Origin of the sequence: Faecousia sp. (assembly GCF_048519415.1) — a bacterium.
Classification (GTDB): Bacteria; Bacillota; Clostridia; order Oscillospirales; family Oscillospiraceae; genus JAZOXB01.
This window is the reverse complement of sequence record NZ_DBFZUT010000015.1, coordinates 38,213-49,139: the sequence shown is the minus strand read 5'-3', so window position 1 is coordinate 49,139 and position 10,927 is coordinate 38,213. Positions and strand designations below refer to the sequence as shown.

The window sequence follows — 10,927 nt, the reverse complement described above, 5'->3', positions numbered from 1 at the left end:
AAGAAAGACTCGCACGGGCAGGATACTACAGTATCCTAGACCGGTACGAGTCTGTGCACTTATGCGATTGAACCGCCGTGTACCGAACGGTACGCACGGTGGTGTGAGAGGACGGGACTAAACGTCCCTCCTACTCGGTTTTCTGTTATCCGTTCTGCTGCTCCTTGGCGGCCAGCAGCGCCTTGGCGAGCTGGTCCGGGCAGGACGTGGGCTTCGAGCCGCAGCGGATGCCCTGCAGGCGGGAGATCAGCTCATCGACATCCATGCCCTCGGCCAGCCGGGCGACGCCCTGCGTGTTGCCACTGCAGCCGCCGATAAAGCGAACATTCGAGACCTTATTGCCGTCCAGCTCCAGCAGGATCTGGCGCGAGCAGACGCCGTGCGGCGTATAAGTAAATTCCATGGTAATTGCTCCTTTGCTTCATTTTAGACTAGTATAACATTTTTTCGTGTTTTTTCAAGCACTTTGAATGATTTGCCTCCCGTTCCACCATACTAAGGAGCAGAAAAAACAGGGAGGAACGGCATGGACGAAACACAGAGCAGGGCGCAGGAGCGGCTGGAGGAGCTTGGCGCGGGGCTGACGCAGACGAAGCGCGGCAATATCTATACCCTGACGATCATCGGGCAGATCGAGGGCCATCAGGCACAGCCCGAGACGATCAAAACAACAAAATACGAGCATGTGCTGCCGCTGCTGGCCACGATCGAGGAGAGCGAGGACATCGACGGCCTGCTGCTCCTGCTCAACACCGTGGGCGGCGACATCGAGGCGGGACTTGCCATTGCGGAGCTGATCGCCGGGATGCGGAAGCCCTCCGTGTCGCTCGTGCTGGGCGGCGGGCACTCCATCGGCATCCCGCTGGCCGTTTCGGCCAAGAAGAGCATGATCGTCCCGACGGCCAGCATGATGATCCACCCTGTGCGCATGAGCGGCGTCGTTGTCGGCGCACCGGCGACCTATCACTATTTTCAGCGCATTCAGGAGCAGATCACGGATTTTGTCACGGCGAATTCCCGCATCACGCGCGAGCAGTTCTCGGACTATATGATGGCGACCGGGCAGATCGCCACGGACGTCGGCACGATCGTCTATGGGCGCGAGGCCGTGGAAAGCGGCCTCATTGACCGTCTGGGCGGCCTGCACGATGCCCTGGAGTGCCTGCACCGGATGATCTCCCGAAAACAGGGAAACAAGGGATAGCAATTTTAACATTCCTGTGCTATAATAATCTTCAAAGCAAAATTACAGGAGATTCTTGGTTTGAAGATTTGGGAAGCATTGATCTATGGCCTTGTCGCGGGGTTGACCGGCCTGCTGCCGGTCTCGTTCAGCGGGCATGCGGCCGTGCTGCAGGACGCATTTGCGCTCTCGCCGCTCACGCAGGGCGGGGGACTGTACGTCCGGGCGGCCATCACGCTCGGGCTCAGCGCTGCGCTCGTGCTGGCTTTCCCCGGAGAGCTGCAGCTGACCTGCGGGGAGCTTGCGCGCCGCCCGCAGCGCGGAAAACGCGCCCGGCAGCCGTCTCCACGCCGCCGCGCCGTCCTGATGGGCCTGCTTGCTCTCCCGATCGGTCTGCTGAGCCTGATCTGGTGCGCAGCGGCAGAGCGCATCACGCGCCTGTCGCTCATCGCCGCGTTCTTCTGCCTGAACGGCCTTATCCTGTTTGCTGCGGGACGGCCCGGCGGACAGAAGGATGCCCGAGCGCTCATGCTCCCGGATGCGCTGCTGGCAGGCGCGACTCGTCTGGCCGCCGTGCTGCCCGGCCTGTCGCCGCTCGGTCTGACGCTGGCTGTCTGCCGTCTGCGAGACCTGCGGACGGATTTTGCCCTGCGCTTTACGGCGATGCTGACGCTCGGCTTTTCGCTGTGTGAATTCGTCTACCGCCTGCTGCGTGCAGTCATTGTGGGGACGTTTTCCGCGTCGCTGTGGCTGCCGATGCTCGTCGCGCTCGTCGCCTCGACCGTGGCCGGATATTTTGCCCTGCAGTATCTCAAATATCTGCTGCACCGGGGAAAGCTGCGTGTTTTTTCCTATTATTGTTGGGATGCAGCCGTTATCGCGCTGATCCTGGCGCTTATCAATGCCTGAACGGAGGGGAATCATGGCAAGGAAATCGCAACCCGTTAAAAAGCCGACTGCAAAGCAGACCGCCGCGCAGAAGCGCCAGACGCAGAACCGCCGCGAGATCTGGGCGCTCGTCTGCATTTTTCTGGCGATCTTCTCCATTATCTGCTGCTTCAACACGACTGCCTTTCTGATCAGGCCGTTCGCCTCGCTTATCGCGGGCCTGTTCGGACAGTCCGGGCGCTACATACTGCCGCTGGCCCTCATCGCCACGGTCGTCATCCTGTTTACGAGCCGCGGCAAGCCGGTGCGCCTGCGCATCGTCAGCGTGTTCACGCTCATTCTGACCGTCTCGGCAGTATACCATCTCATTCAGGGCGAGGCCCTTGTGTGGGAGTGGAAGGTCGTGCCCGCACTGTTCAAGGGCGGCATTGCCGGAACGACGGGCGGCCTGCTGGGCGGTCTGCTGGCCATGCTGCTGAAGACGGGAATCACCGTCGTCGGCGCGTATATCGTCCTGATCCTCTTGATGCTTGTGCAGATCATCACCATCATGAATATGACGGTCAACAGCATCATCACGGCCATCAAGAACCGCCCGCGCCTGCAGAAGCCCGACGAGGAGCCGGAGCCCGAGCAGGACACGGCCGAACGCATCGTCAACCATATGGCCAACCGCCATATCGCCCGCGTGGAAAAGCGCCGTGCGGCGGAATTTGACCTGCCAGTGGACGATCCCCCGCTGGAAAAGGCGGAAAAGCGGAAGAAAAAGTCCCGCGTTCCCTCGCCGGATGAATATTTGGAAAAGCAGCAGGAGGAACGCCCGGCTGCGAGACCGGTCTCTGTGACCTGTGACGATGTCCCGGAGGAGCCGCTTCACGCGGCAGAGCATCCCGTGACGGTCGTACCGGAGGCTGCGCTCCCGGAGGAGCCTGTTCCCGAGCCTGCTTTTGAGCCGGTCCCGGTGCAGGAGCTTCCGGAGGAGCCGGAGGACCGGCCGGAGCCCGCCGCGGAGCAGGAGCCTGCCGCGCCGTGGGACGAAGCGCCCGCGCCGCAGCACGACGAGCCGGCGGTCCGTCCTGCGCCTGCAAAGCAGGAGGACGCAGAGGAACTTGTCATCCCGCAGCCGGAGCAGTCCGGGCAGGCCGAGTATGTTTTCCCGCCGGTCTCCCTGCTGACGCCGCGCCGTGAGGGCAGCGTGGATGCCACGTCCGAGATGCGCGAGAATTCCCAGCGCCTTGCTGACACGCTCAAGAGCTTCGGCATCGAGCCGCACATCGTCGACGTCATCCGCGGCCCGTCCGTCACGCGCTACGAGCTGGAGCTGGACCGCGGCGTGAAGCTCTCGAAGATCACGAATCTGGCCGACGACATCGCGCTGGCGCTTGGCGCAGCCGGTGTGCGCATTTCGGCCATTCCCGATAAGGTCTCCGTCGTCGGCATTGAGGTGCCGAACAAGATCGTCAATACCGTCTACGCCCGCGAGGTCATCGATTCTCCGGCCTTCCGCAGCAGCAAGTCCAAAATTTCGTTCGCCGTCGGCAAGGACATCAGCGGCAACTGCATCGTCGGCGACATCGCCAAGCTGCCGCACATGCTCATCGCCGGTACGACCGGCTCCGGCAAGTCCGTGTGCATGAACACGCTCATCGTCTCGCTGCTGTATAAGGCCAAGCCGGATGAGGTGCGCCTCATCATGGTCGACCCGAAAATGGTCGAGCTCGGCGTGTATAACGGCATTCCGCAGCTGCTCATCCCGGTCGTCACCGATCCGAAGAAGGCCGCAGGCGCCCTGCAGTGGACCGTAACGGAAATGATGCGCCGCTACCGCCTGATGTCCGAGGAGGGCGTGCGCGACCTCGACTCCTATAACAAGGCAATCGCAGGCGACCCGGAGCGGCAGAAGCTGCCGCAGATCGTCGTTGTGATCGACGAGCTGGCCGACCTCATGCTCGTGGCCGCCAAGGAGGTCGAGGAGTCGATCTGCCGCATCGCGCAGATGGGCCGCGCCTCCGGCATCCACCTCGTCATTGCCACCCAGCGTCCGTCCGCGGACGTCATCACCGGCCTGATGAAGGCCAATATCCCGTCGCGCATTGCCTTTGCGGTCTCGTCCGCCATGGAATCGCGCATCATTCTCGACACGCCGGGCGCGGAAAAGCTCGTCGGCAAGGGCGATATGCTCTTTGCGCCGCTTGGGCAGGGAAAGCCGAAGCGCGTGCAGGGCTGCTTCATCTCGGATGAAGAGGTGCAGGCCGTCGTGAACGCGGTCAAGGCCCAGTCGCAGAGCGACTACTCCGCCGAGGTCATGGAGCAGATCGAACGACGCGCCGAGCAGAGCGGCAAGCCCGACAGCGGCGCAGCCGCGCAGGACACCGGTGAGGGAGATGAGCTGCTCCCAGCGGCGGTCGACGTTATTCTGGAGACGGGGCAGGCCTCCGTTTCGTTCCTGCAGCGCAGGCTGAAGCTCGGCTATGCCCGTGCGGCCCGCATCGTGGACGAGATGGAGGAACGCGGCATCATCGGCCCGTATGAGGGCGCAAAGCCGCGCCAGCTCCTCATCACCCGCGAGCAGTGGGAGCAGATGCAGAACGGCACTTATGCCCCGCCCGCGCCGCCCGTCGAAGACGAGCTTCCCTGATCTGCTTGTATGCCGGAGCACGGCAAGGCGTGCCCGGCTGCAAAATAAATTGTATGCGTTGCATCCGGGTCGTCCGGAGCGACAGCAGGAGGTATTCCCTTGAATCATCAGAAAATCAACCGTATGGTCGGCATTGCCGTCCTGGCCGCGCTCGTCGTGGTGCTGCAGCTTCTCAGCAGTGTCATCAAGATCGGCACGGTCTCTATCACGCTGACGCTGATCCCCATCGTGGTCGGCGCAGCCTTCTACGGCCCGGGAGCGGGCGCGATCCTCGGCACGGTGTTCGGCCTTGTTGTCTACATCAACTCCGCTACCGGTGCGGATTACGGCGGAAACCTGGTCTTTCTGGCCAATCCGTTCCTCTGCGCCGTCGTCTGCATCGGCAAGGGCACGCTGTCCGGCTGGTGCGCCGGCCTTGTCTACCGGCTCGTCGCCCGGAAGGATGCCGCGCTTGGCCGCAATGCCGTCGCCGTTCTGCTGGCTGCCATCACCGCGCCGGTCGTGAACACGGGTGTGTTCCTGCTCGGCATGGTGCTGTTCTTCCAGGAGACGCTCCGTGCATGGGCCGCAGGCTCCGCGCTGCTGACGTATGTGCTCTTCACCCTGACGGGTGTGAACTTCCTCGTCGAGCTCGGCCTCAATCTTGTGCTGAGCCCGGCCGTTTCGACACTCATCCGCGCCATCCGCAAGACGCACAATTAAGTTAGAAACCTCTGAATAAATCGGCTTCGGTGGATGCCGGATCTTTTTCGCTGATCCATCTGTTCGGGAAACTTGAAATACACAAAGTATTCCTGCGTTTCCCAAACATCGGCTTAGCAAAAAATCTCTCACCATCCACTCTTGCAGATTTCATTCAGATGTTTCTCAGCTCCGATCATCGGTTCTTCCTTGCACGAACCTTGCCGCCCCGGTTTTCCGGGGCGGCTTATTTTTTGTCCTACCATCTGCACCGGACGCATAGAGTAAGGGCAGGAGGGGACGAGCATGACGGAAGAAGTGAGACAGGCCCTGCGCATCTGCCCGCCCGGGCTGCGGCAGGCCATTGACCGGCTGCCGGATGCCGGGGCCATGGAGGAGCTGCGCCTGCGCTGCGGGCAGCCGCCTGCCTGCCGGATCGCGGGTAAGGAGCGGGCGCTGCCGCTTGCTCCGGTCACGCCGGAGCTGCTGCGCGGTATGCTGGAGCAGGCAACGCAGCGCTCCGCCTATGCCATGCAGGAAATGACCCGCTGCGGCTTTGTCACGCTGCCGGGCGGACACCGCCTCGGCATCTGCGGAACGGCCGTCGTGCAGAACGGCACGATCACGGCCCTGCGCGAGCCGTCTTCCCTGAACCTGCGCATCGCCCGCCAGCCGGACGGCATTGCCGACCGCCTGCGTGATGCGCTCTGGGCGCGGCCACAGTCCGTGCTCCTGTGCGGCGCGCCGGGCAGCGGCAAGACGACGCTGCTGCGCGACCTCATCCGGCAGCTCTCCGACCGGTTCGGCTGGCGCATCTGCGTTGTGGACGAGCGGCTGGAGCTGGCGGCCTGTGCCTCCGGCGTGCCGCAATTCCGCCTTGGCGCGCACACGGACGTGCTGTCCGGTGCACCGAAGGCGGCGGGCATCGAGCTGCTGCTGCGCACGATGAATCCGGAGTGGATCGCCGTGGACGAGATCACGGCCGAGGCGGACATTGCTGCGATCCGGCGCGCGTCCTACTGCGGCGTGCGCTTTCTTGCCACGGCGCATGCGGCCGACCGGCGCGAGCTGGAGAGCCGCCCGCTGTACCGCGCGCTGCTGCAGGACGGCTTTTTCCGCATGGCGGCCTTTCTGCTGCCGGATCGTTCCGTGCGCATCGAAAGGGGGCTGGATCATGCTTAGACTGCTCGGGGGCGCGCTGGTGCTGCTGGCAAGCGGCAGCTTCGGCATCACGGCCGGGGTGCGGTATTACCGCGCGGCGCGCCATCTGCAGGCCTTCTGCCGCGCCATAGAGCTGCTGCGCTGCGAGATCAATTATTCCCTGCAGCCGCTGCCGGAGGTCTGCGCCCTCGTGGCGGACAGGCTGGCGGGGCCGCCCGCCGCGTTTTTCCGCTGCTTTGCCGCGCAGCTCCGCGAGCCCGTCAGCCGGGACCGGGCCGCAGCCGCAGCCCTGGAGGCTGCGCGGGGGCTGCAGCTGCCGCAGGATGCGGTCATGGCGGTGCTGGAGCTGTGCAGCGCCCTCGGGCGCTATGATCTCGACGGGGAGAATCGTATGCTGGACCTGACGGCAAAGCGCCTGCAGGCGGCGCTGGCCCGCTGTGAGGCCGAAAAGCGCCCGCGCGCGAAGTGCTATGCCGCGCTGGGCCTCTGCACGGGGCTGGCGCTCCTGATCCTGGCGGTGTAGCCTATGGATGTGCAGCTGATATTCAAGATCGCCGCGGTCGGCATCATCGTGACCATTCTGAATCAGGTCCTCGTGCGCTCGGGGCGCGAGGAGCAGGCGACCATGACGACGCTGGCCGGGCTCGTCGTGGTGCTGATGATCGTGGCGCAGAAGATCGCGCAGCTGTTCGACCTCGTGCAGTCGCTGTTCCGGTTTTAGATGGACACACTGCTGCAGGTTGCCGGGCTTGGGCTGATCGCCGTGCTGCTCGGGCTGGTCCTGAAAAAGGGGAACGGCGTACTGGCGCTCCTGCTGACGCTGGCCGCCTGCGCCGCCATGACTGTGAGCATTGTGCGTCTGGCAGAGCCGGTCGTATCGTTTCTGTCGGAGCTTCGCCAGCTGGCAGGACTGGAGCCTGCACTGCTGCAGCCGTTGCTGCGTACGGTCGGCATCGGCCTTCTGACACAGCTGACGGCCTCGGTCTGCGCCGATGCGGGTGAGAGCACCGTGGCGCGGCTCATTGAGCTGTGCGGGAGCGTGCTCGGCATTTACACGGCCCTGCCGCTGCTGGAGGCCGTGCTGTCGCTGCTGCGGACTATGCTGGAGGGATGATGTGAAAAAACTCGCCATATTTCTGGCTGTCCTGCTCCTGCTGGCGGTCCCCGTGCTGGCCGCGGAGCCGACGGAGGCGCTGCGCGATGTGATCGGCACGGACGAGCTGACGCAGAGCCTTCCGGATGAAGCCGCAGAGGTGCTGGACGGGCTTTCGCCGGACGGTATGCCGGACTTCCGCAGCGGAGTACGGAGCATCCTGCGCGCGGCGGCCGGCGGGAGCGGCGGCGCGCTGCGCAGCGGCCTTCGCCTGTGCGCGGTGCTGCTGGCCATGGTTACGCTGTGCGCCGTCGTGCGCATGAGCGCGCAGAAGGACCCTGTGAACGCCGTCTCGGCCGTCGGTGCGCTGGGCATCTGTGCGGCCTGCCTTGGCGGGATGCAGTCCATGATCTCGCTGGCCTCGGAGACGGTCACGCGTCTTTCGGACTACAGCGCCTGCCTGCTGCCGGTCATGGCGTCCGCCATGGCCATGAGCGGGGGGACGGTATCAGCCGGGACGCTTTACGCCGGAACGGCCCTGTTCTCCGGCCTGCTGTCGCGCCTGATCGCGCGGCTGCTCCTGCCGGGCGTGAGCGTCTATCTTGTCGTGGCTGCGGCAGAGGCCGCGCTCGCGGACAGCCTGCTCTCCGAGCTGCGGGAATTCGTGGGCTGGCTGATCTCCAAGAGCCTGCGTGTCGTGCTGTTCGTGTTCACGGGCTACCTGACCGTGACGGGCGTCATCTCCGGCAGTGCGGATGCCGCCGCCGTGCGCGCGACGAAGGCGGCCGTGTCCGGCATGGTGCCCGTGGTCGGCAGCATTCTGTCCGACGCGTCCGAGACGCTGCTGGCAAGCGCCTCGGCCCTGAAAAGCTCCATGGGCGTGTTCGGTATGCTGGCAGTCCTCGCCATCTGCCTGACACCGTTTCTGAAGATCGGCGCGCAGTATCTGCTCCTGAAGGGGACGGCGGCCGTCAGCGGGACGATCGGCATGCCGCAGCAGGTGAAGCTCGTGAAGCATGCCGCCACGGCCATGGGCTATCTGCTCGCCATGACGGGGGCCTGCGCGCTCATGCTGCTTATCTCCGTTGTGTGCTTTCTGAAGGTGGTGGGATGATGGAGGCGATCCGGAGCTATCTGACCGCCGTTGTGGCGGTGAGCATGATCGCCGTGCTGGCCTCTGCGCTTTCCCACGGCAGCCGGATGGAGCGCGTCGTGCGCTTTGCGGCGGGTCTTCTGGCCCTGCTCGTCTGCGTTACGCCGCTGCTGCGGCTCGATGCGCGGACGCTCACGGACGTGCTGGAGCAGGCCGAGCGTGCGCTCGACTATGATGCCTCCGGAACGGACCGGACGCGGCAGGACATGCTCCGCGATCTCATCCGGGAGAATACGGAGCGGACCATTGAAAAGCAGGCGGAGGCGCTGGGCATGCTCGTCCGGGCCGACGTCACGCTGACGGAGGAGGAATATCCGCAGCCGTGGTCCGCCACGCTGACGGGGACGCTCGACCCGGAGCAGGTCCGGGCGCTGTCGGAATTTCTGTCGCAGTCGCTCGGCATCCCGACTGAACGGCAGACGTGGAAGACCTATGGGTGAGCAGGAGGAATGGCTTTGGGGAAGATCGATCCGAAAAAGCTCTGGCAGGGGCTGAAAAAATACCGCTATGCCGCGCTGGTCCTGCTGCTCGGTCTGGCGCTCCTGCTGCTGCCGGGCGGGAAAAAGACGACGCAGAAGTCCAACGCGGCTGCTTCGGCGGCGGAGACGGACTATGCGGCGGAGACGGAGCGGCGGCTGACGCAGATGCTGCAGCAGATCGCGGGCGCAGGGCAGGTCAGTGTGATGCTGACGCTGGAGACCGGGGAGCGCGTGGAATACCAGACGGACGTGCAGGCAAGCTCGGACGGGGCGCAGAGCTCCGAGTCCCGGAAAACCGTCATTTTGTCCGAGGGAAGCTCATATGATAAAGCGGCTGTAGCCGCGACGACCTATCCGCGTTTTCAGGGCGCGCTCATCGTCTGCGAGGGGGCGGACAGCGCTGCGGTGCGGCTTCGGCTGCTCGAAGCGGTCTCCGCCGTCACCGGACTGAGCACGGACCGGATCACCGTCGTGAAAATGAGATCATAATGGAGGAATGGCAATGAAAAAGACTTGGAAACGCAATCTGATCGCCGCCGGTGTGCTGCTTGTGGTATGCGCCGGGATCTATCTGAACTGGTATGCCGGGCACAGCGCCGCGGACCTGACGGAAACGCTTGACGCAGGCAAGATCCTCGACGACACGACGCTCGTTCTGCAGCAGGAGCAGGGCGACGCGCTGGCGACGCCGGTGCAGCAGACCGGGACGCAGGCGGAGTATTTCGCCCAGATGCGGCTCTCCCGTCAGACGGCGCGGGACGAGGCCGTGGAGCTGCTGCAGGAGACCATTGCCTATGCCGACGGCGATGCCGCCAGCAGCGCCAAGCTCGAGGGCATCATCTCGGACGCGCTGGCCGAATCCCAGATCGAGAGCCTCATCGTGGCCAAGGGCTATCAGGACTGCGTGGCCTATATCAGTGAGGACGGCATCTCCGTCGCCGTCGCCGCGCCGGAGGACGGCCTGACGCAGTCGGACGTCGCCCTGCTGTCGGATATCGTGCTCTCGCAGACGAGCTGCAAGCTTTCGGACATCCGTGTCATCGGCGTTGAGCCGGAAAAGGGGCAGTGAGGCCTGAGTGCCCGGCTTTCCGCATTTGACGATCCGATTTTCGCAACGCCGCTATTGTATTTTCCGTAAAATGTGATAAAATAGATAGGACAATCGCGAAGCATGCCCTGCGGCGGCTTCGGAGAAAGGGTGGTCAATACCATGGCAGAAAGCAAAAATTACATCGTTCAGCCCCAGGAGGGCGGGAACATTCTGATTTCGGAGGACGTCATCGCCTCCATCGCCTCGCTGGCCGTGCGTGAGGTCGAGGGTGTCTATGGCCTGAGCGCCACGCAGACGCTTGATCTAACGGCGATCCTCGGCAAGAAGAACCTGAGCAGCGGCATCCGCGTGACGCTGCAGGACAACGTCATTGACATTGCCTGCAACCTTGTCGTCCGGATGGGCCAGCCCGTGATGACTGTTGCCAAGAACGTGCAGGAGAGCATCGCCAACGCCGTGGAGTCCATGGCAGGCGTCCGCCCGGCTCATGTCAATGTCAACGTCTGCGGCGTTGCCGCGCCGAAGGCGGAGCAGGCCTGAGGCTATGCCGCTCTGCAGCCCCCCGCCGCAGAGCGGCAGTCCTTCACTTTCACTTTACAT

Annotated in this window: 14 protein-coding genes; 13 read left to right on the top strand and 1 reads right to left on the bottom strand. The window is 64.1% G+C overall.

What is annotated here, in order from left to right; genetic code table 11:
- Nucleotides 1–145 precede the first annotated feature (145 nt).
- A complete protein-coding gene (locus ACMKFF_RS02085; RefSeq protein WP_349135573.1) occupies nt 146–403 on the bottom strand; it encodes a TIGR03905 family TSCPD domain-containing protein in 258 nt (85 codons plus the stop codon).
- A gap of 123 nt (nt 404–526) precedes the next feature.
- On the opposite strand from ACMKFF_RS02085, the gene ACMKFF_RS02080 reads away from it, so the two are divergent.
- The 13 genes from ACMKFF_RS02080 (at nt 527) to ACMKFF_RS02020 (ending at nt 10,867) form a co-directional block, all read left to right on the top strand.
- Nucleotides 527–1,204 carry a ClpP family protease gene (locus ACMKFF_RS02080; protein WP_419495885.1) on the top strand — a complete coding sequence of 226 codons (678 nt, stop codon included), beginning with the start codon at nt 527–529 and terminating at the stop codon, nt 1,202–1,204.
- Nucleotides 1,205–1,264: 60 nt separating this feature from the next.
- Nucleotides 1,265–2,092, top strand: a complete 828-nt coding sequence (locus ACMKFF_RS02075; RefSeq protein WP_419495884.1) for an undecaprenyl-diphosphate phosphatase — start codon at nt 1,265–1,267, stop codon at nt 2,090–2,092.
- Nucleotides 2,093–2,105: 13 nt separating this feature from the next.
- On the top strand, nt 2,106–4,709 hold the full coding sequence (locus ACMKFF_RS02070; protein WP_419495883.1) for a DNA translocase FtsK 4TM domain-containing protein: 2,604 nt from the start codon (nt 2,106–2,108) through the stop codon (nt 4,707–4,709).
- Between the two features lie 99 nt (nt 4,710–4,808).
- Nucleotides 4,809–5,411, top strand: coding sequence for an ECF transporter S component (locus ACMKFF_RS02065; protein ID WP_419495882.1), 603 nt, complete (start codon nt 4,809–4,811; stop codon nt 5,409–5,411).
- Between the two features lie 285 nt (nt 5,412–5,696).
- A complete protein-coding gene (locus ACMKFF_RS02060) occupies nt 5,697–6,572 on the top strand; it encodes an ATPase, T2SS/T4P/T4SS family (RefSeq protein WP_419495881.1) in 876 nt (291 codons plus the stop codon).
- Complete coding sequence (locus ACMKFF_RS02055; RefSeq protein ID WP_418487337.1) at nt 6,565–7,074, top strand: stage III sporulation protein AB; 510 nt, start codon at nt 6,565–6,567, stop codon at nt 7,072–7,074. Before ACMKFF_RS02060 ends, ACMKFF_RS02055 begins: the two co-directional genes overlap by 8 nt.
- A gap of 3 nt (nt 7,075–7,077) precedes the next feature.
- Nucleotides 7,078–7,272, top strand: a complete 195-nt coding sequence (gene spoIIIAC / locus ACMKFF_RS02050; protein ID WP_349135371.1) for a stage III sporulation protein AC — start codon at nt 7,078–7,080, stop codon at nt 7,270–7,272.
- Nucleotides 7,273–7,665: a stage III sporulation AC/AD family protein gene (locus ACMKFF_RS02045; RefSeq protein WP_349135370.1), complete on the top strand. Its 393-nt coding sequence runs from the start codon at nt 7,273–7,275 to the stop codon at nt 7,663–7,665.
- 1 nt (nt 7,666) lies between these two features.
- The gene (locus tag ACMKFF_RS02040) at nt 7,667–8,758 is read left to right on the top strand and encodes a stage III sporulation protein AE (RefSeq protein WP_418487336.1); all 1,092 of its coding nucleotides are present in this window, start codon (nt 7,667–7,669) and stop codon (nt 8,756–8,758) included.
- On the top strand, nt 8,758–9,237 hold the full coding sequence (locus ACMKFF_RS02035) for a hypothetical protein (protein WP_419495880.1): 480 nt from the start codon (nt 8,758–8,760) through the stop codon (nt 9,235–9,237). The genes ACMKFF_RS02040 and ACMKFF_RS02035 overlap by 1 nt, the downstream gene beginning before the upstream one ends.
- Nucleotides 9,238–9,252: 15 nt before the next feature.
- On the top strand, nt 9,253–9,765 hold the full coding sequence (locus ACMKFF_RS02030; RefSeq protein ID WP_418487334.1) for a stage III sporulation protein AG: 513 nt from the start codon (nt 9,253–9,255) through the stop codon (nt 9,763–9,765).
- 13 nt (nt 9,766–9,778) lie between these two features.
- Entirely contained in the window at nt 9,779–10,345 is a 567-nt protein-coding gene (locus ACMKFF_RS02025; protein WP_418487333.1) for a SpoIIIAH-like family protein, read from the top strand.
- A gap of 141 nt (nt 10,346–10,486) precedes the next feature.
- Nucleotides 10,487–10,867, top strand: coding sequence for an Asp23/Gls24 family envelope stress response protein (locus ACMKFF_RS02020; protein ID WP_419495879.1), 381 nt, complete (start codon nt 10,487–10,489; stop codon nt 10,865–10,867).
- Nucleotides 10,868–10,927 lie beyond the last annotated feature (60 nt).